The organism is Mariniflexile gromovii, from assembly GCF_017814435.1.
GTDB lineage: Bacteria > Bacteroidota > Bacteroidia > Flavobacteriales > Flavobacteriaceae > Mariniflexile > Mariniflexile gromovii.
In genome coordinates, this window is the sequence record NZ_JAGJCB010000014.1 from 41,604 (window position 1) to 66,946 (window position 25,343).

The 25,343-nt window shown below is 34.5% G+C and carries 22 protein-coding genes and 1 tRNA gene; 16 read left to right on the plus strand and 7 right to left on the minus strand.

Going from position 1 to position 25,343, the window contains the following annotated elements; all coding sequences use genetic code 11:
- Positions 1-5 precede the first annotated feature (5 nt).
- A complete protein-coding gene (locus J8H85_RS13665; protein WP_245243813.1) occupies positions 6-1,187 on the minus strand; it encodes a molybdopterin molybdotransferase MoeA in 1,182 nt (393 codons plus the stop codon).
- A gap of 238 nt (positions 1,188-1,425) precedes the next feature.
- Between J8H85_RS13665 and J8H85_RS13670 the strand changes: the two genes are divergently transcribed.
- From J8H85_RS13670 to J8H85_RS13700, 7 genes are all read left to right on the plus strand, one after another.
- Positions 1,426-2,184, plus strand: a complete 759-nt coding sequence (locus J8H85_RS13670) for a Crp/Fnr family transcriptional regulator (RefSeq protein ID WP_245243814.1) — start codon at positions 1,426-1,428, stop codon at positions 2,182-2,184.
- Positions 2,185-2,440: 256 nt separating this feature from the next.
- Positions 2,441-3,826 carry a CmpA/NrtA family ABC transporter substrate-binding protein gene (locus tag J8H85_RS13675; protein WP_209655774.1) on the plus strand — a complete coding sequence of 462 codons (1,386 nt, stop codon included), beginning with the start codon at positions 2,441-2,443 and terminating at the stop codon, positions 3,824-3,826.
- Positions 3,827-3,850: 24 nt separating this feature from the next.
- Positions 3,851-4,957 (plus strand): ABC transporter permease, encoded by a 1,107-nt coding sequence (locus tag J8H85_RS13680; RefSeq protein ID WP_209655775.1) that lies wholly within the window; start codon positions 3,851-3,853, stop codon positions 4,955-4,957.
- Positions 4,958-5,044: 87 nt separating this feature from the next.
- The gene (locus tag J8H85_RS13685) at positions 5,045-5,890 is read left to right on the plus strand and encodes an ABC transporter ATP-binding protein (protein WP_209655776.1); all 846 of its coding nucleotides are present in this window, start codon (positions 5,045-5,047) and stop codon (positions 5,888-5,890) included.
- Between the two features lie 11 nt (positions 5,891-5,901).
- Positions 5,902-6,726: an ABC transporter ATP-binding protein gene (locus J8H85_RS13690; RefSeq protein WP_209655777.1), complete on the plus strand. Its 825-nt coding sequence runs from the start codon at positions 5,902-5,904 to the stop codon at positions 6,724-6,726.
- Positions 6,727-6,846: 120 nt separating this feature from the next.
- The gene (locus J8H85_RS13695; RefSeq protein ID WP_209655778.1) at positions 6,847-8,103 is read left to right on the plus strand and encodes an alginate export family protein; all 1,257 of its coding nucleotides are present in this window, start codon (positions 6,847-6,849) and stop codon (positions 8,101-8,103) included.
- A 184-nt stretch (positions 8,104-8,287) separates the two neighbouring features.
- Entirely contained in the window at positions 8,288-9,469 is a 1,182-nt protein-coding gene (locus tag J8H85_RS13700; protein WP_209655779.1) for a THUMP-like domain-containing protein, read from the plus strand.
- Here the strand turns inward: J8H85_RS13700 and J8H85_RS13705 are convergent.
- Positions 9,466-12,411 (minus strand): hypothetical protein, encoded by a 2,946-nt coding sequence (locus J8H85_RS13705; protein WP_209655780.1) that lies wholly within the window; start codon positions 12,409-12,411, stop codon positions 9,466-9,468. The two genes, J8H85_RS13700 and J8H85_RS13705, sit on opposite strands and share 4 nt — an antisense overlap.
- Positions 12,412-12,568: 157 nt before the next feature.
- On the opposite strand from J8H85_RS13705, the gene J8H85_RS13710 reads away from it, so the two are divergent.
- Both J8H85_RS13710 and J8H85_RS13715 read left to right on the plus strand, forming a co-directional pair.
- Complete coding sequence (locus J8H85_RS13710) at positions 12,569-13,339, plus strand: XRE family transcriptional regulator (protein ID WP_209655781.1); 771 nt, start codon at positions 12,569-12,571, stop codon at positions 13,337-13,339.
- Positions 13,339-14,673: an exonuclease domain-containing protein gene (locus J8H85_RS13715; protein WP_209655782.1), complete on the plus strand. Its 1,335-nt coding sequence runs from the start codon at positions 13,339-13,341 to the stop codon at positions 14,671-14,673. The genes J8H85_RS13710 and J8H85_RS13715 overlap by 1 nt, the downstream gene beginning before the upstream one ends.
- Before the next feature lie 143 nt (positions 14,674-14,816).
- Here J8H85_RS13715 and J8H85_RS13720 read toward each other — a convergent pair.
- Positions 14,817-14,890 (minus strand) — tRNA-Arg (locus J8H85_RS13720).
- Between the two features lie 213 nt (positions 14,891-15,103).
- Here J8H85_RS13720 and J8H85_RS13725 point away from each other — a divergent pair.
- From J8H85_RS13725 to J8H85_RS13755, 7 genes are all read left to right on the plus strand, one after another.
- Entirely contained in the window at positions 15,104-15,736 is a 633-nt protein-coding gene (locus tag J8H85_RS13725) for a Crp/Fnr family transcriptional regulator (protein WP_209655783.1), read from the plus strand.
- 67 nt (positions 15,737-15,803) lie between these two features.
- Complete coding sequence (locus J8H85_RS13730; protein WP_209655784.1) at positions 15,804-16,595, plus strand: sulfite exporter TauE/SafE family protein; 792 nt, start codon at positions 15,804-15,806, stop codon at positions 16,593-16,595.
- A gap of 73 nt (positions 16,596-16,668) precedes the next feature.
- Complete coding sequence (locus J8H85_RS13735) at positions 16,669-18,078, plus strand: MBL fold metallo-hydrolase (RefSeq protein ID WP_209655785.1); 1,410 nt, start codon at positions 16,669-16,671, stop codon at positions 18,076-18,078.
- On the plus strand, positions 18,060-18,422 hold the full coding sequence (locus J8H85_RS13740; RefSeq protein WP_245243815.1) for a rhodanese-like domain-containing protein: 363 nt from the start codon (positions 18,060-18,062) through the stop codon (positions 18,420-18,422). Before J8H85_RS13735 ends, J8H85_RS13740 begins: the two co-directional genes overlap by 19 nt.
- 290 nt (positions 18,423-18,712) lie before the next feature.
- Positions 18,713-20,044, plus strand: a complete 1,332-nt coding sequence (locus J8H85_RS13745; RefSeq protein WP_209655786.1) for a cytochrome ubiquinol oxidase subunit I — start codon at positions 18,713-18,715, stop codon at positions 20,042-20,044.
- 2 nt (positions 20,045-20,046) lie between these two features.
- Positions 20,047-21,120 (plus strand): cytochrome d ubiquinol oxidase subunit II, encoded by a 1,074-nt coding sequence (gene cydB / locus J8H85_RS13750; protein WP_209655787.1) that lies wholly within the window; start codon positions 20,047-20,049, stop codon positions 21,118-21,120.
- Between the two features lie 15 nt (positions 21,121-21,135).
- Positions 21,136-21,432 (plus strand): hypothetical protein, encoded by a 297-nt coding sequence (locus tag J8H85_RS13755; RefSeq protein WP_209655788.1) that lies wholly within the window; start codon positions 21,136-21,138, stop codon positions 21,430-21,432.
- Between the two features lie 62 nt (positions 21,433-21,494).
- Here the strand turns inward: J8H85_RS13755 and J8H85_RS13760 are convergent, their stop codons facing one another.
- From J8H85_RS13760 to J8H85_RS13775, 4 genes are all read right to left on the minus strand, one after another.
- Complete coding sequence (locus J8H85_RS13760; RefSeq protein WP_209655789.1) at positions 21,495-22,259, minus strand: SDR family NAD(P)-dependent oxidoreductase; 765 nt, start codon at positions 22,257-22,259, stop codon at positions 21,495-21,497.
- 31 nt (positions 22,260-22,290) lie between these two features.
- Positions 22,291-23,592, minus strand: coding sequence for an MFS transporter (locus J8H85_RS13765; protein ID WP_209655790.1), 1,302 nt, complete (start codon positions 23,590-23,592; stop codon positions 22,291-22,293).
- Positions 23,593-23,641: 49 nt separating this feature from the next.
- On the minus strand, positions 23,642-24,352 hold the full coding sequence (locus J8H85_RS13770) for a FadR/GntR family transcriptional regulator (protein WP_209655791.1): 711 nt from the start codon (positions 24,350-24,352) through the stop codon (positions 23,642-23,644).
- Between the two features lie 88 nt (positions 24,353-24,440).
- Positions 24,441-25,340 carry a polysaccharide lyase family 7 protein gene (locus J8H85_RS13775; RefSeq protein WP_209655792.1) on the minus strand — a complete coding sequence of 300 codons (900 nt, stop codon included), beginning with the start codon at positions 25,338-25,340 and terminating at the stop codon, positions 24,441-24,443.
- Between the last annotated feature and the right edge of the window lie 3 nt (positions 25,341-25,343).

Consider the following 25,343-nt stretch of genomic DNA (forward strand, 5'->3'; position numbering starts at 1 on the left):
TCTATTTAAACGGGCAGCAAAATAACTTCTACCGAATCTCCCTTTTCAATGGTTTCAATAGCTTCAGCCACAAACACCAATGCGTTTGATATAGCAAATGTTTGTTGCATGGCAGAACTTTGTCCTTCTAAAATTTCAACTTGATCATCGCTATAAATGGCTTTTAAAAATTGTGGTCTGTCACCATTCTTTTTAAAATTTGAAATTGATTTAGCTTGTACACGTGGCAACCCAACAACCTCATTATCCATCATTTTTTGCAATGCCACATATACATACACATAAAAACAAGTTAAAGCAGCAGCAGGATTTCCGGGTAACGCAAATATGGATGTGTTATTTTTTGTTCCGAAGAATAAAGGCTTACCTGGTTTTTGTTTCACTTTATAAAAATGTTCGGTCACCCCCAGTTCGTTCAGTGCTTTTCCAACAAAATCGTAATCGCCCACCGAAATACCACCGGTAATTATCACTAAATCGGTTTCATCAATAACGGTCTTCAGTTTTGAAAGAGTTTCACTATAATCATCTTCCACTTTATGTATGGTAACATCGTAAAACTTCAAACTATAAAGCGCACTTAAAAGCATTTTTGAATTGCTCTCGTATATTTTTCCGAAAGTCAAATCGCTACCAGCATCCACCAACTCATTACCCGTAGTAATTAAAGCAATAGTTGGCTTTTTAAAAACATTGACTTTTGAAATACCCAACGAACTTAAATATCCAATTGCCGCTGGCGTTAACTTAGTATTTTTGGACAAAGCCAATGCGCCCTTTTTTACTTGCTCGCCTAAAGGACGAATGTTTGTATCAACTGCAATCTGGTGTTGCACCGTGATAAAACTTCCATCTACAGCTACTTTTTCCTGCATCATAACCGCATTGGCCGTATCAGGAACGGGAGCACCTGTAAAAATACGTACCGCTTCTCCATTCTTCAATACAGGCTGGTGGGCATCTCCTGCCTTTACTTCACCTATTAAATTATAAGTTAAACCTTCATGCAAGCATAACGCATAACCATCCATAGCCGATTGCCTAAAGGGCGGCATGTTAATATCTGAAAAAACATCCTCAAAAAGCTTGTAACCTCCTGCTTTTTCAACGGATTTAAAGATGCTTTTTAAAAGTGGTTTACTTTGTTTTTCAACAAGTTGAATGGCTTCATTAACAGAAATCATCATAGAATATCGTTATATCTTTACAAATATAACGATTTGATTTTTACTCCAATTCTATTCTATCTAGAATTATAAATAAATACGTAGAATACAAAATATCGAATATATTATTAAACACTCCACAACATACCCTTAAATATTTTATAGATGTTACAAAAATACGTATTTACTATTTAAAATTAAGTATTAATACGTATATTTGGAGCAAATCAAATTTTACACCGATTTAAAACAACTTATTTTGCAAACTAGAACCATACATACTCCTACCACCATCATAAGAAAACGCGTTATAGATAACACATCCTGTTTTTCTTGTGAAAATAGCAGTTGCCTAATTAAGAAAAACCTATTAGCGTTTGACGGTTCTAAACTAATTACCGAAAAAAACAATCTTAGATGTAAAAAAGGGCAACAATTCATCATGGAAGGTGCACCTGTGAACGGGCTGTTTTTTGTTTTAAAAGGAAAAGTAAAAGTTTTTAGAACAGGTATAAATGGCAGGGAACAAATTGTTAGGTTTGCTAAAGAAGGTGAAATTATCGGGCATCGTGGTTTTGGTACCGAAGAACACTACTCCATTGGCGCCATTGCTTTAGAAGACACCCGATTGTGCTATTTTTCTAAACAAAATTTACAAGAGGCTTTATTGAGCAATCCGAGATTTGCATACGATTTCATGCTCTTTTATGCCAACGAACTTAACAGAAGTGAATCAAAAGTAAAAACCATTTCCCAAATGACCGTTAGAGAACGGGTTATTGACACCTTATTGTATATACACAGAAAATTTGGTGATATTAAAGGTTTTTTGAACCTACCTTTAAGCCGAAAAGAATATGCCGATTATGCCGGCACAACCGAAGAACAGGTAATACGTATTTTTTCAACTTTAAAAAGAGAAAAACTTATTACAGCCAATGGCCGAAGAATTGCTATTGTAGATGTTCAAGTTCTTAAAAACGAAATTAGCGAGCATCATTTTTATCTAGACAGCTAATTTTTCTTTCATTTTCATACCCTTCTACAATTAAATCCTTGTGTTTTACGTACTAATACGTATTACTTACCAGGATATTTCACGACACTAAACTACTTATTTCCAATAAATTATATTAAAAACCTGTTATTTAGCAGGTTTTTACATGTTTAAAAAAGAGGTCTTCACATGTTGTTTATCATAAAATAGAAAGATTACTACTTATATATTTGCCTTGTAATTAAGTATTAATACTTATTAAATAAAATCAAGCAATATGAAATCACTATTAACAAAATCAACATGGATCTTATCACTAGGGCTATTACTAAGTGCCTGTGGTGGAAAAACAAAAAAAGCATCAACTGAAGACCTTACAACCGAAACTTCAAAAACAAAAACCTTGGATATTGAAAAACCACAATTAACTTTTGGTTTTATCAAATTAACCGATATGGCACCTTTAGCCATCGCCAAAGAAAAAGGCTTTTTTGAAGATGAAGGTTTATTTGTTTCGGTGGAAGCACAATCAAACTGGAAAAATGTTTTAGACCGTGTTATTGATGGCCAATTAGATGGCTCCCATATGCTTGCAGGACAACCAATAGCTGCAGGTGCTGGTTTTGGTAGACAGGCGGAATTAGTAACCGCTTATTCTATGGATTTGAATGGAAATGGTATTACCGTTTCTAACGATGTTTGGGCAAAAATGAAACCAAATGTACCAAAAGATGCCGATGGTAAACCCGTTCACCCTATAAAAGCAGATGCTTTAAAACCTGTAATTACAGAATACAAAAACAAAGGTAACGCCTTTAAAATGGGTATGGTTTTCCCTGTTTCAACTCACAATTATGAAATTAGATATTGGTTAGCTGCTGCTGGAATAAACCCTGGGATGTACACAGCCGATAATGTACAAGGACAAATTGGTGCTGATGTATTACTATCTGTAACACCACCACCACAAATGCCAGCAACTCTTGAAGCAGGTACTATTTATGGATACTGCGTGGGCGAACCATGGAACCAACAAGCGGTGTTTAAAGGGATTGGTGTACCGGTTGTAACAAACTATGACATTTGGAAAAACAACCCTGAAAAAGTGTTTGTAATGACCAAAAAGTTTGTTGAAGAAAACCCAAACACAGCCATTGCCGTTACCAAAGCCTTAATCCGTGCAGGTAAATGGTTAGACGAACCAAGCAACAGAGCCGAAGCTGTAAAAATATTATCAATGCCTCAATATGTAGGTGCCGATGAAGTGGTATTAGCAAATTCCATGACAGGTACTTTTGAATTCGAAAAAGGCGATAAACGTGAGATGCCAGACTTTAATGTATTCTACAAATACAATGCTACCTATCCTTTTTACTCTGATGGTATTTGGTTCTTAACACAAATGCGTAGATGGGGACAAATTCCCGCTCCAAAACCTGAAGGTTGGTATGCTGAAACCATTAAAAAGATTTACAGACCAGACATCTGGAAAAAAGCAGCCGATTTATTGGTGGCCGAAGGACACATTCCTGCTAGCGATGTACCAAATACAGATGGGTACAAGCCTGCAACAACCGATTTTATTGATGGCACCAAATACGACGCTAAAGACCCCATTGGCTACATCAATAGTTTCTCTATAGGAAATAAGGATAAAAAATAAAAAAATACAAAAAAGTTAGTAATCATGAAGCAAAGCATCACATTAGATAAGATAACCAAGTTTATGGGATTCGAGTTTTTAAGAACCTTAAAATTGATATTCACAGGGAAGATTGAAAAAGAAGATTTTAGAAACTTCTTACGAAAAGTAGTAGTGCCTCTTGCTTCCATGCTTTTATTTATAGGGCTATGGCACATGGGATCTCAAGCTCTATACAATACGGAAGCCACATACAAAATTGAAAAAGCATTAACCGAACAAGGGCAGGAAGCAGCCGATGCCATGGAAGCATGTATAGCATCGGGGGCCGTAAAATGCCAACCAAACACATTACCATCTCCTGCTCAAGTTTGGGCTTCGTTTAACACTTTGCTAGACGATCACTTTGCTATTAGAGCAGACAAACAGGCTTTTGCTGAAAAAACAGCTGCTTTAAATGCAAAACGAATAGCGGAAGGAAAAGACGCCATTACCTATACCGGAAGACCATCGTTTGTAGACCAAATTTTAACCAGTATTAAAACGGTTTTTGCAGGTTTTCTTTTAGCATTGCTTATTGCAGTTCCCATAGGAATTGTAATAGGGCTAAGCAAAACCTTAAGGAGCTCGGTTAACTGGTTAATTCAAATTTTCAAACCCGTATCGCCCGTAGTTTGGTTGTTATTGGTTTTTATGATTGTAAAAACATTAACCAAAGATTCAAATTCTGATAGTGCTTTCATCATCTCGTTTATTAGTGTTGGTTTATGTTCTATGTGGGCTACGTTGGTAAACACTGCCATGGGGGTATCATCGGTTGATAAAGATTATATAAACGTAGCGAAAGTATTGAAGTTAGGCACCTTTCAAAAAGTGTTTAAAGTAATATTACCATCTGCTTTACCTTTAATTTTTACCGGATTAAGAATTACACTTTCAGTGTCTTGGATGGTACTTATTGCTATTGAATTATTGGCTCAAAGTCCTGGTTTAGGATCGTTTGTTTGGGAAGAATTCCAAAATGGTGCGATAGATTCTAACTCAAAAATAATTGTTGCCATGTTTATTATTGGTGGTATTGGATTTTTGTTGGACAGAATCATGCTAACCGTTCAAAACATGATTTCTTTTAATAAGAATGATGGAATTTAAGTAAATGTTTAACTGTTTAATTGTTTAGTTGTGTAATCGACATTAACAATTCAACAAATAACCAAATCAACAAATAAACATAAAGAAATGGCATACTTAGAATTAAATAATATTTATAAAACCTACGGAAAAGGTGAACATGCTACCGAGGTACTTTCAAACATTAATTTGTCTATTGAAGAAGGTGAGTTTGTTGCTATTGTTGGATTTACTGGTAGCGGAAAAACAACCTTGGTAAACTTAATAAACGGATTGTTGCAACCCACCAGTGGCGAAGTGTTGTTTAAAAGCGAACCTGTTGTTGGAACAAGCCATGAACGTGGAGTTATTTTTCAAAATTACTCGTTATTGCCTTGGTTAACGGTTGGCCAGAACATTTACATGGCCGTGAAAGAGGCATTTCCTAAAAAAAGTAAGTCTGAAATAAACGACATTGTTGCTGAATATGTGGAAATGGTAAGCTTATCGCATGCTATCAACAAACGTCCGAAAGAATTATCGGGTGGTATGCGCCAACGTGTTGCGGTGGCGCGCGCTTTAGCCATGAAACCTGAAATGATTATTATGGACGAACCACTTGGTGCATTAGATGCTTTAACACGTGGCAATTTACAAGATGAAATTTTAAACATTTGGGGAAAAGACAAACGTACCGCCCTATTGATTACCAACGATGTAGATGAAGGTATTTACATGGCAGATCGTATTATTCCACTGCGTCCAGGACCAAATGCCACTTTAGGACCTGAGTTTAAAATTGATATTGACCGCCCACGAGATAAAACAGAAATGAACGATAACCCAAATTTCAAGAAAACAAGAAACGCCATTATTGAGTATTTAATGGATATTGGAAATGAACGAAAATCGGTATCTAAAACAGAGTATGTACTTCCTGAGTTAACCCCAAAAGATTTTGTAAACCGATTTTAATAAGAAAAACCATGAGTATAATAACAGCAAATAGAACAACTCTAGATGATAATGGGCTTTTCCCTTCAAATGAGGTGATGTTGGATTTAAAGAGCCTTAAGAAAGTATATCCAACTCCAAAAGGTGATTATGTAGTTCTGGAAGATTTAAATCTTCAAATAAGAAAGGAAGAGTTCGTTACCATCATTGGTCATTCAGGTTGTGGTAAAACAACCATGCTTTCCATGATTGCAGGACTTAATGACATTTCTGGAGGTAATATTTCAGTATTGGGTAAACACATAAAAGGCCCAGGCCCCGATAGAGGTGTTATTTTCCAATCACCCAGTTTAATGCCTTGGATGACGGCGCTTCAAAATGTATTACTAGGCGTTAACCAAGTATTTCCAGATGCCACGAAAGCACAACGTAACGATATTGCCAAATACTATTTGCAAAAAGTAGGTTTGGAAGATGCCTTTAACAAACGTGCATCTGAGCTATCCCAAGGGATGCAACAACGTGTTGGAATTGCCAGGGCATTTGCCATAAAACCCAAAGTATTATTGCTTGACGAACCTTTTGGGATGCTGGATTCTTTAACCAGAGGTGAACTTCAGGATATCTTAATTGAAATTTGGAACAAAGAAAAAATTACCGCAGTAATGATAACCCACGATGTAGATGAAGCCATCTTTTTAGCAGACCGTGTGGTAATGATGACCAGCGGCCCCAAAGCCAAAATAGGCGATATTTTAAACATAGATTTTGAACGCCCCAGAACCCGAAAATCTGTATTGGAACACGACGATTATTACAAATACAGAAAGCATCTTATAGATTTTTTAGAGCATTAAAAATTACATGAGATATATCATATAACAAAAAAACAACTGCTTATATATTTGAACAACAAAATATAAGCAACACAAAAACATAATAAATAAAGATCAACCATAACTTAAAAATCAAAAAAAATGAAAAAACAATATGTAATTCTAGGACTTTTATTAGGCTGCTTACAATTTGTACAAGCACAATTTACATTAGATGGCGAATTTCGTCCAAGAACTGAATATAGAAATGGCTTTGGAAGTATCATCCCTGATGCTGCCGACCCAGGTTTCGGAATTTCAACAAGAACCAGATTAAATGCAGGTTATAACACCGAATCTTACAAATTTTATTTAAGTCTTCAAGATGTCATGGTTTGGGGCGAAAACAGACAATTGCTGCCTTACGATCAAAACAATTCCTTTTCTATTTTCGAGGCTTGGGCAGATATTAATTTAGGTGAAGGATTCTCAACTAAATTAGGCCGTCAAGTTATTTCTTATGATGACCAACGTATTTTTGGAGGCTTGGATTGGGCACAACAAGGGCGTAACCACGATGCTGCCTTAATTAAATACAACAAAGGGAAATTCATGCTCGATTTAGGTTTGGCCTTTAGTCAAGACTATTCAAACCCAACGGGTTTTGTAAATACAGGAACAGCCTATAACACTACAGGATTCTTTTCATATAAAACCATGCAATACCTATATTTAAAACAAGCTGGTGAAAGTTTTTCTGGAAGTTTATTATTGCTTAACAACGGTTTTCAAAAATTTGAAGCTGACAATGTAACACCTGATGGCGTAAACAGTTTACAGACACTAGGAACACATTTAGACTATAAAAAAGGGAGTTTTGGTGTAGCTGCGAATGCTTTTTTACAAACTGGCGATCAAGTTAATAGCGCATACCTTTTAGGATTGGATTTCAGCTATAAAGCATCTCCAAAAGTTACTTTGGGTGCTGGCCTTGAAATTATTAGTGGTAATGACACCTCAACTACTAAAAGCGAAGCCTTCTTCCCATTATATGGTACCAATCATAAATTTAACGGATTTATGGATTATTTCTACGTAGGGAACCATGCAAATTCTATTGGTTTAGTTGATATCCATATAGGAGCAGATTTCAAATTAAGCGAAACATCTAACCTATCTGTAAACGTATTAAATTTTAGTGGCGAGCAAGAATTAGCTAGCGGTGAAAAATCATTAGGAACGGAATTAGATTTAGTTTTCGCCAAGAAATTCAAAGGTTACAGTTTAGTATTAGGATATTCTCAAATGTTTGCTAACGATGGCATGTATGAGCTAAAAGGCGTAACGAAAGCGAATGCAGCAGATATGCAAAACTGGGCTTGGGCCATGATAGTTATCAAACCTAAACTAATAAACTAAAAAACTTTAATTTAGATAATTTGATTAATTTCTAAATCTCTGAAAGAATCCCATAGTAATTATGGGGTTCTTTTTTTTTGAGACATTTCAAAAAATCAATTTAAATAACAAGCTTCAAAGAGTATTGTAAATAATATTATATTTACTTATTAATTAAATTCAATACCAAATATTACAACCCTATTTGAACATCCATATTTTAAATACTGAAATACAGGAATTTATATCTAAAAATTTAAATGCTGATATTGCTTCTTTATTATTAAAAGGAACTAACTTCCCCAATGTTGATACCAAAGCAATTATTGAGCAAATTGAAGCGAAAAAACGTAGCAAAAAGAAACTACCAACTTGGTTTGAAGGCAAAAACATCTATTATCCTAATAAATTAAATATTGAACAGACCTCATCTGAAACTACTGCTCAATACAAAGCAAGCTTAATTACTGGCGAATCCATCATCGATTTAACAGGTGGCTTTGGAGTAGATTGTTACCACTTTTCAAAAGTTTTTAAAACGGTGGAACACTGCGAAATTAACCAAGAACTTTCTAAAATAGTTGCACACAATTACAAGCAATTACATGTTCAAAATATAAAAACACATGCGGTTGATGGTATGGTGTTTTTAAAAGGCAGCACAAAATCATTCGATTGGATATATATAGACCCTTCAAGAAGGCACGATAGCAAAGGTAAAGTGTTCTTTTTAAACGATTGTTTACCAAACGTTCCGGAACATTTGGATTTGCTTTTAAAACGTTCAAAAAACATCTTAATTAAAACATCGCCATTGCTAGATTTTACGGTGGGTATTAATGAATTAAAACACGTAAAAACAATACATGTGGTGGCAGTAAACAATGAAGTAAAAGAATTGCTTTGGGTTTTGGAAGATGGGTTTAAAGGAGAAATCTCCATTAAAACCATCAATTTCAAAAAAGATAACCATGAAGTTTTTAATTTTTCTTTGGGAAATGAAAAAACAGCTACGGCAAAATACAGTGAGCCACTTACCTATTTATACGAACCCAACAGTGCTATTTTAAAAGCAGGTGGGTTTGATTCCATTTCTACTCAACTAAATGTTTTTAAGCTTCACAAACACTCACATTTATATACGAGTGCTGTTTTAATAGATTTCCCCGGAAGGTGTTTTAAAATTGAAAATTGCCTGCTTTACAACAAAAAAGCTTTAAAAAAACTGGGTATAAGCAAAGCCAATATTACGACACGCAACTTTACTGAAACAGTGGAACAACTGCGTAAAAAGTTCAATATTAAAGATGGTGGCGATAGCTATTTATTTTTTACTACTGATATGGAGGATAATAATTTGGTGTTACTAACTAAAAAAGCAAATTAATTATCTATACAATCCAATTTATCTATAAAAATAGTCTTGTAGTCAATAGTTGTGATTGTAGCAGACCCTTTCGTTCCTTTTAAAAATATTGATTTTATTGGTGCTTTTTTCAAACTATTGATGTGAGATTTATTCAGAACACCTTTGAAACCAAAGTCTCCACAATCTATATCCCAAGTATGGTAAAAAGTGATGGTTTGATTGTTATCAAGTGTTACTTTCACATAGGACCTATTACTTGGCAGGTAACTTGAACAACCCAAATCTTCCTTTAAATTAAAAAAAATGTTAACACTTTTTCCTCTTTTAAACAACTCAACGGTTAACTTGTCATTAATATGATAAGGATCTGTTCTAACAATTTTAATTCTTTCAAAGTCATCATATTCATTCATTGCATAATGACATGTGTTTCTTTCAATAAGTTCTAATTCCTTAGCTTCATTGTTTTCATCTGTATTTTGCTCAACAACAACTTCTTTAATTGCTGATTTTTCCTTGACGTCTTCAGCCTGAGCTAGAGCTTGCTGCTTTAATATTTCAATACGTTCAGATTCCATTTTTCTTGCAGCTACTTCTTGGGCTTCTAATTTTATCTTTTCAATACGTTCAGCTGTTAACTTTCTTTCAGCTGCTTCTAGGGCTTCTTGCATACGTTTTTCTTCTTCTAACTTAACTTTGGCAATAGCTTCCTGTTTCTCTTTTTCAATACGTTCTGCTTCCAACTTTCTTGCGGCAGCTTCTTGGACTTCTTGGATACGCTTCTCCTCTTCTCTTACTTTTATAATTGAATCCTGTTTTGCTTTTTCCATACGCTCAGTCTCCAATTTCCTTGCTGCGGCTTCTTGGGCTTCTTGGATGCGCTTTTCTTCTTCTCTTACTTTCGAAATAGAATCCTGTTTTGCCTTTTCGATACGTTCAGCTTCTAACATTTTAACAGCTGCTTCATGAGCTTCCTGCTTTATCTTTTCAATACGTTCTGCTGCCAACTTTCTTGCTTCAGCTTCTTGAGCTTCCTGTTTTGCCCTTTCGATACGTTCAGCCTCCAACTTTCTTGCGGCAGCTTCTTGAGCTTCTTGGATGCGTTTCTCCTCCTCAGCTTTGGCTTTGGCAATAGCTTCCTGTTTCTCTTTTTCTATACGTACTGCTTCCAATTTTCTTGTGGCAGCTTCTTGAGCTTCCTGTATCCGCTTTTCTTCCTCTGCTTTAGCTTTGGCAATAGCTTCCTGTTTCTCTTTTTCGATACGTTCTGCTTCCAACCTTCTTGCGGCAGCTTCTTGGGCTTCTTGGATGCGTTTCTCTTCCTCTGCTTTAGCTTTGGCAATAGCTTCTTGTTTCTCTTTTTCTATACGTTCTGCTTCCAACCTTCTTGCGGCAGCTTCTTGGGCTTCTTGGATGCGTTTCTCTTCCTCAGCCTTAGCTTTGGCAATAGCTTCCTGTTTCTCTTTTTCTATACGCTCTGCTTCCAACTTTCTTGCAGCGGCTTCTTGGGCTTCTTTTATGCGCTTCTCTTCCTCTGCTTTAGCTTTGGCAATAGCTTCCTGTTTCTCCTTTTCAATACGTTCAGCCTCTAATTTCCTTGCAGCTTCTTCTTTAGCTTCTTGGATGCGTTTTTCTTCTTCTCTTACTTTCGAAATAGAATCCTGTTTTGCCTTTTCGATACGTTCAGCCTCTAATTTCCTTACGGCGGCTTCTTGGGCTTCTTGGATGCGTTTCTCTTCCTCAGCCTTAGCTTTGGCAATAGCTTCCTGTTTCTCTTTTTCTATACGCTCTGCTTCCAATTTCCTTGCGGCGGCTTCTTGGGCTTCACGTATACGTTTTTCTTCCTCAGCTTTAGCTTTCGCAATAGCTTCCTGTTTCTCTTCTTCGATACGTTCTGCTTCCAATTTTCTTGCTTCAGCTTCTTGGGCAATTTTTTGTACCTCTGCTTTTCGTTTTGTTTCTTCTGCTATAATCCGAAGTCTTTCGCTATCCTGAAAATTGTAATATAAATCCATGATGGCTTCACTCAAATTCAAATATTGAGAATCTACAAAACCAACAAAACCATTATACTTCACTTTATATATTTCTTTGCCAAAATAACCAAGCACCGTACAAGCATCGCCTTCTTTAAAATCTGTTAAAGCGCCTGATGTCTTATCTAAATTTTTATGCAGTGTTCCGTTTAGTGAAAAATCACTCGCTATGTTTACTTCTGGTGCTTCTGTTACCTGTTTTATTTCTTCTGCCTTTGCTTTTTCAATAGCTTCCTGATTTGCATTTTCAATACGCTCTGCCTCCAACTTTCTTGTTACTGCCTCTTGAGCTTCTTGTATGCGCTTATCTTCCTCCGCTTTAGCTTTGGCAATGGCTTCCTGTTTTTCCTTTTCAATCCGCTCTGTTTCCAATTTTCTTGCAGCAGCTTCTTGGGATTCTTGGAGGCGTTTTTCTTCTTCTCTTACTTTTAAAATGGAATCCTGTTTTACTTTCTCTATGGCTGCTTTTTGAGTATTCACAATAGAATCCAACCTATTTTTCTCAATAAGTTCTAAAGCTTTTTGTTTTTCGAATTCCAGTAATTTTAATTGTTCTTTGTCCGCTTCAACTTCTTGAACAATTTCCTGTACCGCTGCTTTTCGTTTTGTTTCTTCAGCAATAATCCGAAGTCTTTCGCTTTCTTGAAAATCGTAATATAAATCCATGATGGCTTCATTCAAATTCAAATATTGAGAATCTACAAAACCAACAAAACCATTATACTTCACTTTATAAATTTCTTTGCCACAATAACCAAGCACCTTGCAAGCATCACCCTCTTTAAAATCTGTTAAAGCGTCTGATGTTTTATCTAAATTTTTGCGTAGTGTTCCGTCTTGTGAAAAGTCACTAGCTATGTTTGCTTCTTGAGAAGAAACCGTAATTGATAAACTTAAAAAAATTAAGATTATATACTTGACCATAATTATCCTATTAAAGAATGTTTTGTTAAGGAAAGTAAGTTATACGAATCCGAAGATATGAAAACTAAAATCTATTTATAGATTAATCACTGGTTTTATAATCACATTAAAAAAATAACTACATATTTAAGTAATTATAACTTATATTTGTAGCAACATGGAAAATATAGCAAAAAACATCAAGCATTTAAGAAACCTTAAAAACGTCTCACAAGAGGCTCTAGCCGTTGAATTAAAAGCGACACGCTCCAGAATTGGATCTTATGAAGAAGGGCGCTCTTCCCCTACTATTGAGTTTCTAATAAATCTATCCGATTATTTCAAAATACCTATTGATATTTTACTTCGAAAAGATTTAACTAAGGCCAAAGATTTCTCATTCATTGAGTTAAACAATCAACGTGTTTTATTTCCTATTATGGTTGATAGTGATAATGATAATTTAATTGAAGTAGTACCCGTAAAGGCATCGGCGGGTTATTTGGCAGGTTATGATGACCCTGAATATATAGAACAATTGCAAAAAATAAAATTGCCATTTTTAACAACTGGAAAACACAGGGCTTTCCCCATTAAAGGCGATTCTATGTTACCCATGAAAGATGGCTCGTTTGTAATTGGGCGTTTTGTTGAAGATAGAAGTGACATAAAAAGTGGAAGAACTTATGTATTAGTGACCTTAAATGATGGTATGGTTTATAAAAGAGTTATGAATAATATTGATTTTAACAACTCCTTGTTGTTAATGTCCGATAACAAAAAATATAATGATTACAGCATTTCCATTGATGAAGTTTTGGAGCTTTGGGAATTTACCTGTAGCATCAACACCCAAGAATATAGCGAGCAAGAACTGAAGCTAAGTAGCATTATAAATATGTTTAACGAGCTGGGTATAGAATTAAAATCTTTAGAAAAATTAATGTGATGGTTTATATAGTCATTGATGTTGAAACCACGGGAACAGGAAATAAGATAACTGAAATATCAATTTTTAGGTATGAAAACGATGCTTTAGTTGATGAATTTACATCGCTTGTAAATCCAAAAACCCCTATACCCGATTACATAACCGCCTTAACGGGTATTGACGATTACATGGTAGCCAAAGCGCCTACATTTTCTGAAATTTCTGAAAGCATTTTAGCCATTACCCAAGGTGCTGTTTTTATTGCCCATAGTGTTAATTTTGATTACAATGTAATACGAAATGAGTTTAAAGCCATTGGCATCAACTTTAACAGAAAGAAACTTTGCACGGTTAGGCTATCGCGAAAATTACTGCCCGGTTATAAATCGTATAGTTTAGGGAAATTATGCGATCAATTGGATATTCCTATAAATGGAAGACACCGTGCCAGAGGGGATGCTGAGGCAACCGTTACCTTATTTAAAATAATATTAAACCAACCCAATGCCCAAGAAGTTATTCAGTCTTTTTTCAAGAAAGAATCTAAAGAGGCGACACTGCCATCGCATTTAAACCAAGATACTTTCAACCAACTTCCAAATGCTACAGGTATTTATTATTTTAAAAATAAAAAAGGAACAATTATTTATGTTGGAAAAGCAAAAGACATAAAAAAACGTGTGTTGAGCCATTTCTATAGCAAAACCGAAAAGGAGTTAAATTTATCGAGAGAAACTGCCGATGTTGATTTTGAACTCTCTGGTAGTGAAACCATTGCTTTACTTATGGAAGATGCCGCCATTAAGCATCATTTTCCAAAATACAATCAAGCCGCCAAACGCATCCCTAAAGCTTATGCCCTTTTTAGCTATAAAGATAGAAAAGGTGTTTTACATATAGCATACAATGTACTAAAAGCAACCCCACAGCCTATACAAGTATTTTATAGCATTCAAGAATGTAGGCATTACTTAGAAATTCTTTGTAAACAATTTAATTTATGTCCAAAATACTGCCATTTACAAAAAGGTGTTACGCAATGCTCGCATTATGAGATTAAAACATGCCAGGGTATTTGTAAAGAAACTGAATCTATTGCATTATATAACATGCGTGTTAATCAAGCCATTGCGTATTTTAAAAACAAGTCGAAAGACGTTATTTTAAAACAACAAGGCAGGAATGCAAATGAAGAAGCTTTTATTATGATTGAAAACAGCTGCTATCGTGGTTATGGCTTTATTGATAGAGAAGAACAAATTACCACAAAGGAAGATTTGGAACGGTATTTAATTCCGCAAAAGGATAATGTAGATATTCAACGGGTCTTACAAAAAGTATTGTTGATGTAAATCCGTTAGAATTCTGCTTCAATTAAATTCAATTTTTTTGATTATTCATTTTTGGATAGTAACAATATCCATTTTTTCTACAATTAGAACAATAATCCCTAAAAAACAAAAAAGCTCCACTATAAACATAGTGAAGCTTTTTGTGAGCCCTTCAGGATTCGAACCTGAGACCGCCTCCTTAGAAGGGAGGTGCTCTATCCAGCTGAGCTAAGAGCCCTCAACACGTTAAACAAAAACATTTTTGTTTTCCAGTGTGCAAATATAAAATTAACTATAAATCTAACAAAGATAAAATTGATATTTTTATTAGCTAATTCATTTTATTTTATCATACGGTTAATATTCACATACATACCCACTTTAAAGATACTAAATTCTGCTTTAATTTAATTTTAAGTCAATACCTTTATGGTCCAAAATCATACATAAAATGATTAACGAATTAAAAGAAAACTACGGTTACCTGTTTGAAGATAGCCTTTTGATGGAAATTAACAGTGTTGGAACTTTTAAGGAAATACCCGAAGGGTTTCAACTAATAGATATAGGCAATTACATAAAATCGATGCCATTATTGGTTAGTGGGGCGGTGAAAATTTTGCGTGAAGATGATAAAGGCGACGAACTGCTGCTTTATTTTATTGAACGTGGCGATACCTGCGCCATGACCCTATCCTGCTGTATGGGGCAGAAAAAAAGTGAAATTAGAGCGGTTGCTGAAACCCCCACCAAACTCATTATGATTCCTATTGAAAAAATGGGCGAATGGATGGGAAAATACAAAAGTTGGCAAAATTTCATTCTTCAAAGCTACCATGATAGAATGACCGAACTTTTAGAAGCCATTGACACTATTGCTTTTTTAAAAATGGACGAGCGTCTTTTTAAATACCTAAAAGACAAAGCCATGGTAAACCACAACGATGTTATTCAGGTAACACACCAAGAAATAGCTTTCGATTTACATACCTCCAGAGTTGTAATTTCACGCTTACTAAAAACTTTAGAAAATGAGGGAAAAATCAAGCTCCATAGAAACAGTATCAAAATTTTAGACATTTAGCAGAGTGTAACCTTTGTTACTGAACGAACCTTTTTAGTAGTCTAGTTTTGCATTGTAAAACATAACTATGGCTATTATAGATTTTTTAGGTTTTTTAGGCGCATTCTTAATTGGGGTTGTTTTAGGTCTTATTGGTGGTGGAGGCTCTATACTAACAGTACCTTTATTGGTATATCTTTTAGGTTATAATCCGGTGGTTGCTACGGCTTATTCGCTTTTTGTAGTAGGCACATCTTCCATTATTGGAGTCTTTAAAAAACATCAAAAAAAATTGGTGGATTTTAAAACAGGCTTAGCATTTTCGTTTCCATCTTTTTTAGCCGTTTACATTACAAGGCGTTTTTTAGTCCCAAATATTCCTGATGTCATTTTCAGTTCAAACGGATTTGTAATTACAAGAGAAATTGCCATCATGGTATTTTTTGCCATCGTTATGTTTGCCGCGTCAATTTCCATGATAAAAACAAAAAAGAAATTAGCTACTGTTTTTATAAAGCAACCTTATTACAAAACATTTACGCAAGGTTTGGTAATAGGTGTTATTACGGGAATCATTGGTGCTGGCGGTGGTTTTTTATATGTACCAGCATTGGTACTTTGGGCTGGTTTATCCATGAAAAATGCTGTAGGCACATCATTAGTTATCATATCCATAAATTCCATTATTGGGTTTTTAGGCGATTTACACAACTTAAATACCGATTGGGTCTTTCTACTAACATTTTCATTTTTAACAATTTCTGGAGTTCTGTTAGGCGACTATGTATCAAAATACGTTTCAAACAAAAAACTAAAAAAAGGCTTTGGTTGGTTTATTTTAATCATGGCCATTTATATAATTATCAAAGAATTTTCATAAGTAAGAATTGTAACTTTTGTTACTGTTCAAATTCGAAAAATGACCTATTTTTACAATTAATAACTATTTGATTATGAATATTGAACAAATATATACAGGATGTTTAGCACAAGGCGCCTATTACATTGAAAGCAATGGCGAAGTGGCTATCATAGACCCATTAAGAGAAGTAACGCCGTACATTAACAAAGCCAAGCGTAATGGTGCAAAAATTAAATACATTTTTGAAACGCATTTCCATGCCGATTTTGTTAGTGGGCATATTACATTATCTAAACAAACAGGAGCGCCCATCATTTATGGCCCCAGCGCAAACCCCTCTTTTGATGCTATTATTGCTAAAGATGGGCAAGTTTTTAAATTAGGCGAAATAACCATAACAGCCTTACATACCCCTGGACACACTTTGGAAAGTACTACCTTCTTGCTTAAAGATAAAAACGGAAAAGATCATGCCATTTTTAGTGGAGACACGCTGTTTTTGGGTGATGTTGGCAGACCGGATCTAGCACAAAAAGCCGCTAACATGACACAGGAAGATTTAGCAGGTTTACTTTTTGATAGTTTACGCAACAAAATTATGCCTTTAGCAGATGATGTTATTGTATACCCAGCACATGGAGCTGGTTCTGCTTGCGGAAAAAACCTAAGCAAAAAAACCGTTGGAACCATTGGCGACCAAAAGAAAACCAATTATGCCCTTCGTGCGAATATGACCAAAGAAGAATTTATTAAGGAAGTTACCGATGGTTTATTGCCACCTCCACAATATTTTCCTCTAAACGTAAAAATGAACAAAGAAGGCTATGATGATGTAGATGATGTGATTGAACGTGGCACTACCCCATTAACACCTTCAGAATTTGAACATCTTGCTAACGAAACAGGTGCCATAGTTTTAGATGTACGCCATCAGGACGAATTTGCAAAAGGACACATACCCAGATCTATTTTTATTGGTATTGATGGTAATTTTGCCCCGTGGGTGGGAGCACTTATTGCCGATGTAGAGCAACCTATTTTACTTGTTGCTCCCGAAGGAAAAGAAGAAGAAAGTATCATCCGTTTATCTCGCGTTGGTTTTGACAATACCATAGGTTATTTAAAAGGTAGTTTTGAAGCTTGGAAAAAAGCAGGATTGGAATATGATACAATCACCTCAGTTTCTGCTTCAGAATTAAAAAAGGCATTAAAAAAAGAAGATGTACCCGTTTTTGATGTTCGAAAAGATGGTGAGTTTAAATCGGAGCACGTTAAAAACGCACATCACACTTCCTTAGATTACTTAAACGATCATCTAGATGAATTTCCTGAAGATGAAACGTTCTACCTGCACTGTGCTGGCGGTTACAGATCTATGATTGCTGCTTCTATTTTAAAAAGCAGGGGGATTCATAATTTAATTAATATAACAGGGGGTTTTGATGCTATAAAAGAAGCACAAATTCCCGTAACAGATTACATATGTCCTACAACCTTATAATTATATCCATTTTTTCATTCATTTTTGGATGCCAAATACAAAATAGTAACATAAAAGTATTGGAACCGGCAGAATTCAAAAATCAAATCTCAAATCATTCTGTTCAACTTATTGATGTAAGAACTGCTGATGAATACAAATCTGGACACATCAATAATGCTAAAAACATCGACTTTCTATCAAGTAGTTTTGTTTATAAAATAAATAAATTGAACAAAAAGAAACCTGTGTACGTGTATTGCAAAAGTGGCAACCGAAGCAACAAAGCCTCTAAACAGTTAGCTGAATTGGGCTTTACTGAAATTTACGATTTAAAAGGAGGCTTTTTAAATTGGAGGGAATAACTTTTAAGAAATAATAAACAAAGACCAATATGGTTTTAAAGCTTCATTATTCATTCACAATTAAATTTAACCACATAACATTTGTTAATTAACAATTATAATAATTTAAGTATTTTTAACATGTCTTAACAGACTTCCTCCCTATGAGTGGAATTAATAGCGCAGAAAGCATTCTTAAATTAAGAATGCTTTTTTTTTTATAAAAAATTAAGCAAAACATACATCTAAAGTCAAAAAAATGGTTCTTAGTTTCGTACAGTGTTGTATTTTTGGCTTACAAAATTCATTTTATGGAAGACATGCTCTTTTACGATAGATTGCAATTCGCATTTACTATCACCTTTCACTATATTTTTCCGCAATTAACCATGGGGTTATCATTAATGATAGTCTATTTTAAATGGAAATTCCTTAAAACCAAAGTTGATAAATATAACGATGCTGCAAAATTTTTTATGAAAATATTTGCTGTTAATTTTACCATGGGGGTCGTTACAGGAATTCCCATGGAGTTTCAATTCGGTACCAATTGGGCAAAATTTTCTGAGCTAACTGGTGGTATTATTGGCCAAACCTTAGCCATGGAAGGTATGTTCTCGTTCTTTTTGGAATCCTCATTTTTAGCCTTGTTTATTTTTGGCGAAAAATTGATGGGGCAAAAACTACATTTCCTAACAGGCTTCTTTGTGTTTTTGGGCTCATGGGCAAGCGGTTGGTTTATTTTGTCTACCAATGCCTGGATGCAACACCCTGTAGGCCATGAAATTTTAGATAATGGTAAGTTTGTGTTAGAAAACTTCTCTGCGCTTTTTACCAACCCTTGGCTTCTACCCGCTTTTTTACATAATCAACTGGCATCTGTTGTAACCTCTTCTTTTGTAGTAGCAAGTATTGGTGCCTTTTACGTTCTAAGAAATAAACAAACGGAGTACGGAAAACTATTTTTAAAGACAGGGGTTGTTTTTGGTTTTATTTCCAGTATTCTAGTAGCCTTTCCTACAGGTGACTGGAATGCTAAAAATGTTGCTAAACACCAACCTGCAACTTTTGCAGCCATGGAAGGAATTTTTCATACTGAAGAAGCAGGATCTGAAATTGTACTTATTGGTCAACCAAACATGGTTGAAAAAAAATTGGACAATAAAATAGCGGTACCAAATATATTAAGTTTTCTAACTTACCAAGAATGGCATAAACAAATACCAGGAATAGACCAGTTTGAAGAAGAAAACTTGCCAGATAATATTCCTGCACTCTATTATTCTTATCATATCATGGTTGGTTTAGGCACCATATTTATAGGTGTTATGGCATTAGCACTTTTCTTTTTATGGCGAAAAAAATTGCACACCATAAAACCTTTACTTTGGACCATTATGTTTTTAGTTCCGTTTCCTTATATAGCAAACTTAACGGGTTGGTATACCGCAGAATTAGGAAGACAACCCTATTTGGTTTATGGTCTACTAAAAACTAGCGAAGGTATTTCGCCAACAGTTTCCTCTGGTAACACCCTATTTACTTTATTAGGATTTGTAGCTTTATATATGCTATTAGGTTTATTATTTTTAGTCTTAGTAGGCAAAACCATTAACGAAGGTCCAACACCTCAAACACATTAATTATGGAAATATTTTGGTATATAATAATAGGTATTGTTTTAGCTGTGTTTTTTATTTTAGATGGATATGATTTTGGAGCTGGAATCATTCATTTATTTTTTGCTAAAACCGAAAAGGACAAAGAAGTCATTGCAAAATCAGCAGGGTTATTTTGGGATTCTAACGAAGTGTGGCTAGTTGCTGCTGGAGGAATGCTTTTTATGGCTTTCCCCACATTTTACGCATCTGTTTTCAGTGGTTTCTACTTACCACTCGTATTGGTTTTATGGTTAATTATTTTTAGGGCTATTGGGTTAGAATTTAGAAGCCAGTTTAAATACCAAATGTGGAAAGATATTTGGGATGCATCATTTGGAGTTTCCAGTTTATTATTAGCCTTATTTTTTGGAATTGCATTAGGTAACATTGTGAGAGGTGTAAACTTAGGAATCGTTCAAAATGGAGTCGCTGCTCATGAAGGTCATTATTTTTTCTTACCATTATGGGATAGTAGTTTTAGCCCTTTAAGTGAACACCCTGGGGTTATAGATTGGTTTACGCTCATTATCGGTTTAATTTCTGTGGTTACTTTAGCCATTCACGGTGCAAATTGGGTAATTCTAAAAACAAATTCATCAATAAACAGCAAGCTTAAAAATATTATTTTTATACTGAATATTGTTTTAACTGCCCTCACACTATTTTCTTTAATTGTTTGGCAAACAGTGAACCCAAATTCTTTTGATAATTTTGCTAACAAACCATATTTAATAGTATTTCCAATTATTTATTTAACAGGATTGTTTGGATTGTTTTTTATTAAGAAATTAAAAAAAGATATTCATGGTTTTGTGTTGTCAACCTTGTTGATTTTTGGAGGCATTGCATCATCGCTTGCATCATTATTCCCAGTAATATTACCTTCTATAAATGAAATCCATGAACCTTTAACCATATATAATACTGCTGCATCAGAATATGGCTTGTCCGTAGCTTTAACTTGGGGGATTATTGGCTTTATCCTTCTTTTTGTTTATATGATTATTCAAAAAAGATTAATGGCAGGAAAAATAGATAAAATGGATTATGGGCATTAGTATATATATCCTATTATGACTGAAACATTACTTTCTTTAATAAGTATTTTTACAGGAATTATTGCTGCAAATCTATTCGGTTATTTAAAGGAAAAATATACGTTTGGTTTTACAGGGAATACACTCATTGGAGTTTTTGGAAGTGCTTTATTTATCAAAACTTTCGGAAGGTTAGGTTTTAGCCCATGGTCTATAGCCAACAAAGGAAATTTTGATGGCCTATTATTAATAATCAACCTACTTGTATCTGCCTTAGGGGGCATTTTGTTGCTCATTTTTATAAAAAATATTTTTAACAAGATGAACAAATAATTATAAATAAAAAATGCTGATAAATGAATATCAGCATTTTTTATAATATATAGAAAACTTTATTAGATTCCTAAAGCTTGACCACCACCAATTTGGATAGTTTCGGCTGTAATGAATGATGCATCTTTACTAGCCAAGAATGATACAACAGAAGCAACTTCTTCTGGTTGACCTAATCTTCCTAATAAAACACTATTTGCCCAAGAAGCAAAAACTTCTGGTTTAGTCGCTTTAATTTGTGCGTGGAAAGGCGTATCAATAGTACCAGGAGATACTGCGTTTACTCTAATTCCATATTCAGCCAAATCTTTAGCCAAAGCTCTGGTGATAGATTGTACTCCACCTTTAGAAACTGCGTATATACCAGCACCAGGTCCTGCACCATTCCATGCTGCATTTGAAGTATAATTTATAATTGTAGGATTTTCACCTTTTTTTAGGAAAGGAATAGCAGCTCTTGAAGCATAAAATACTGAATCAAGGTTTAAAGCCATAACAAATCTGTATTGTTCAGTGGTCATTTCTTCAAATCTAGCTCTAACACCAATACCACCAGTATTGTTTACAAGAACATCAATTTTACCGTATTTATTACCAATTTTATTGATGTTTGTAGTTACTTCTTCGTCCTTTGTCATGTCAAAACCGTAATATTCAGCAGTGATTCCTAAATCAGTAAGTTCTTTAACTCTTGCAGCTCCTGTTTCATCTTCAATTCCGTTTAACACTACTGTATATCCATCTTTACCTAATCTTTTTGCTACCTCGAAACCTATTCCACCAGTTGCTCCAGTGATTACAGCTACTTTTCCATTTGAATTACTCATACTCTTTTATTTATTTTAATTAATTTTATATTTATTGTTTTCTTTTTATTACTTCTACTATGGGTATTAATATCCATACACTAGCCAAGGTTAAAATGGCTAAAGCAGCTCCAATAATAAATGCAGGCGTATAATTTCCTCCACTTGTTAACCAAGGCACTAAATACGTTAAACCTGCTGCAGTAAGTTTTGCTGCCATACCAGAAAATCCAGCCAATGTACCAACCGTTTTTCCACTATAAAGATCACTAGGCAACGTTTGAACATTTCCAATAGCTGTTTGAAACCCGAACAATATTACAGCCATAATAATAACAGCCATTGTAGGCCCACCAGGGTTTGCCATACCCAATAATGCTGGTAACATAATTAAGCAACCAAGCGTTATTACCATTTTTCGTGTTCTGTTAACATTCCAACCTGCCTTTAATCTATTTTGCGCCAATAAGCCCCCGAAATAAGCTCCCAACATAGCTCCAACATAAGGCACCCAACCATAAAGTCCAATGGATTTTACATCCATACCGTAAACTTCATTTAAATAAATCGGTATCCAGAAAACAAATAGCCACCAAATTGGATCAATAGCAGCTGAAGCAAGTATTACGCCCCAACTTTGTTTATGGCCAAGTAGCTGTTTAGTATCTGGGTTATATTCATTACTCGGATCTATCTCCTCAGTAGAATCATTGCTTTTTTGACCTGTTAAAATATAGCTACGCTCTTCATCTGTAATCCATGGGTGTTTTTTTGGTTCTGCTTTTACTACAATCCACCAAGGTATTAACCAAAGTAAACCTGTTAAACCAATCAAAATAAATATAGATTTCCAGCTAAAATAGATTGTTAAATATGCAATTAATGGAATGGAAATAATTCCTCCAATAGCTGCTCCAGAATTAAAAATTCCCTGTGCAAATGCACGCTCTTTAATAGGGAACCACTCGGCATTACCTTTTGTGGCTCCTGGCCAGTTACCAGCTTCTGATACTCCTAATATGGCACGGAATATACCAAAGCTTAAAACTCCCTTTGCAAAAGCATGCAATGCAGTAGCAATGGACCATACTCCTATAGATAATACAAATCCCATTCGTGTACCAACCCAATCGAAAATTTTTCCAAATATTGCTTGTCCAAAAGCATAAGAAAACACGAAAATAATAGAAATAAGAGCATATATTGACTTTGTTTCATCGGCCGAATGTCCCGGATATAATTCCTTTGCTATTTCTGGCCAAAGAACACTTAATGATGTTCGATCAATATAATTAATAATAGTTGCAATTGCAATTAATGTTACTACCCACCAACGTAATCCTTTAACTTTCATACTCTTATTTTATTATTTATAAATCTAAACCAGTAAAGTAGTTGTTGATTTATTTGTTGTCAACGTTATAACAATATTGATATAGCGTTTTAAAATGTATTTTCATTTTTTCTTTAGCAATTGTAGGATTTTGATTTTTTATCGCTTCGTATATAGCGGTGTGTTCATCTATTCCTTTCATTGCTAAATCATCATCACAAACATGATACTTTGCAAAATTTGTTATGATTTCAGGTGTTATTGAAAGCATAAAGGTATTTAGGGTACTGTTTTTACTTGCTTTTGCTATTGCTAAATGAAATAGCAAATCTTCCTGTACTGCATTTTCATTATTTAATACTTTTTTGGAAAAAGCATTAAGCGCACTTTTTATGCTTTTTAAATCTGCTTCAGTTCTTCGTAATGAAGCTAATTTAACCGTTTTTAATTCCAACAAGATCCTAGTTTCAACCAATGATTTAAAATCTGATTCTTTTAAATCTAAAATATCATCAACAATACCGTTCATAGCAATAGCACCTACGTTTGCAACAAAAGTTCCACTTTGTGGAATTGACCTTAATAGCCCATAAAATTCTAACTTTTGGATAGCATCTCTAACTACCCCACGACTAACTCCAAATTTATCAGACAGCATGCGTTCTGATGGCAATTTATCGTTAGGTTCTAAATTTTTAAAATTTATTAGCTCACGTATTTTATCGATTACAGAATTCTGTAATTCTTGATTGTCGCTTATTGATAAAACCTCTAAATTCATATAACTTGTTTTAAAATTGGTTGACCACACTTTTTTGAGCGCAAAAATAACAAAAACTTAAACAAATAAGTTTATGTATTATTATTGCTTAATGTTTTACTTCCAACTCGTAATATTTTACCTTAGCAAAGGCTCCTTCATCTCTTGACTGAAAATAGTTTCCTGCCTTAAAATAATTTTCAAAAACACCCCATTTCCTCATATGGATGTTTTCATAAACTTTATACTCTGAATTGTTTAAAACCACGACCATTTTCCCTTCGCTAACTTTAACTTCTAAAGTAAATTTTCCGAAACCTACTGCCTGTTCAAAATTGAAACCTTTATCATCATCCCAAGCATCTTCGTGCAATAACTCTTCACCTATAGCTCCTATATTTTTAAGTTCCTTTGTTTTAACTCGTATTTTGCCATTTTCCCAATAAATTTTTAAAATTGGTGGTGCATTGTTATCTTTTTGTCCTATTAAATCGCGCTGTTCGTTGGTTAAACGACCGTGAATTTGCATAATGATAACTTTATGATATTTCCCATTTGAATCTTTAGTAATATCTTCAATAGCTAATTTTCCTTTCATATAAGCACCTTGAGCAAAAGTCCAGTTGGTATTATTATCTCCAGGCACCATTTGCTCACGTAATTCTGAACGTGAATATTTAGTATTTGCTGTTGTTGCCTTACTGGGGTATGCATAAAATACTAATGCCCCATTAGTAGAATCGTTGTACATGTAAGGTAACAAACGTTCATCTGTTGCATAATTTAAAATCTCAGGTGGTTCAATGTTCATTGCGCTGCCTTTTGCATTTAATTCTGGAGTTGTTACGCTCCAATGACTTAAATCAACATCTGGCAACTTATACTTTTTTTTCTTTTTCTTTTCTACTTTAGAATCTGCAACACTACTTGCCTTATCTTGACAAGTAGCGTTTACAGATACAAATGCTATTAATAGAATCAATGATATATTTTTTAGACGATTATTCATCTT

What these genes read in the sequence shown, in the direction of transcription:
- J8H85_RS13680 (WP_209655775.1), top strand. Translation starts at nt 3,851, where the DNA reads ATGAAGCAAAGCATCACATTAGATAAGATAACCAAGTTTATGGGATTC.
- cydB (WP_209655787.1), top strand. Translation starts at nt 20,047, where the DNA reads ATGGAAATATTTTGGTATATAATAATAGGTATTGTTTTAGCTGTGTTT.
- J8H85_RS13740 (WP_245243815.1), top strand. Translation starts at nt 18,060, where the DNA reads ATGTCCTACAACCTTATAATTATATCCATTTTTTCATTCATTTTTGGA.
- J8H85_RS13685 (WP_209655776.1), top strand. Translation starts at nt 5,045, where the DNA reads ATGGCATACTTAGAATTAAATAATATTTATAAAACCTACGGAAAAGGT.
- J8H85_RS13760 (WP_209655789.1), bottom strand. Translation starts at nt 22,259, where the DNA reads ATGAGTAATTCAAATGGAAAAGTAGCTGTAATCACTGGAGCAACTGGT.
- J8H85_RS13710 (WP_209655781.1), top strand. Translation starts at nt 12,569, where the DNA reads ATGGAAAATATAGCAAAAAACATCAAGCATTTAAGAAACCTTAAAAAC.
- J8H85_RS13730 (WP_209655784.1), top strand. Translation starts at nt 15,804, where the DNA reads ATGGCTATTATAGATTTTTTAGGTTTTTTAGGCGCATTCTTAATTGGG.
- J8H85_RS13665 (WP_245243813.1), bottom strand. Translation starts at nt 1,187, where the DNA reads ATGATGATTTCTGTTAATGAAGCCATTCAACTTGTTGAAAAACAAAGT.
- J8H85_RS13770 (WP_209655791.1), bottom strand. Translation starts at nt 24,352, where the DNA reads ATGAATTTAGAGGTTTTATCAATAAGCGACAATCAAGAATTACAGAAT.
- J8H85_RS13765 (WP_209655790.1), bottom strand. Translation starts at nt 23,592, where the DNA reads ATGAAAGTTAAAGGATTACGTTGGTGGGTAGTAACATTAATTGCAATT.
- J8H85_RS13735 (WP_209655785.1), top strand. Translation starts at nt 16,669, where the DNA reads ATGAATATTGAACAAATATATACAGGATGTTTAGCACAAGGCGCCTAT.
- J8H85_RS13745 (WP_209655786.1), top strand. Translation starts at nt 18,713, where the DNA reads ATGGAAGACATGCTCTTTTACGATAGATTGCAATTCGCATTTACTATC.
- J8H85_RS13725 (WP_209655783.1), top strand. Translation starts at nt 15,104, where the DNA reads ATGATTAACGAATTAAAAGAAAACTACGGTTACCTGTTTGAAGATAGC.
- J8H85_RS13775 (WP_209655792.1), bottom strand. Translation starts at nt 25,340, where the DNA reads ATGAATAATCGTCTAAAAAATATATCATTGATTCTATTAATAGCATTT.
- J8H85_RS13755 (WP_209655788.1), top strand. Translation starts at nt 21,136, where the DNA reads ATGACTGAAACATTACTTTCTTTAATAAGTATTTTTACAGGAATTATT.
- J8H85_RS13705 (WP_209655780.1), bottom strand. Translation starts at nt 12,411, where the DNA reads ATGGTCAAGTATATAATCTTAATTTTTTTAAGTTTATCAATTACGGTT.
- J8H85_RS13695 (WP_209655778.1), top strand. Translation starts at nt 6,847, where the DNA reads ATGAAAAAACAATATGTAATTCTAGGACTTTTATTAGGCTGCTTACAA.
- J8H85_RS13675 (WP_209655774.1), top strand. Translation starts at nt 2,441, where the DNA reads ATGAAATCACTATTAACAAAATCAACATGGATCTTATCACTAGGGCTA.
- J8H85_RS13690 (WP_209655777.1), top strand. Translation starts at nt 5,902, where the DNA reads ATGAGTATAATAACAGCAAATAGAACAACTCTAGATGATAATGGGCTT.
- J8H85_RS13715 (WP_209655782.1), top strand. Translation starts at nt 13,339, where the DNA reads ATGGTTTATATAGTCATTGATGTTGAAACCACGGGAACAGGAAATAAG.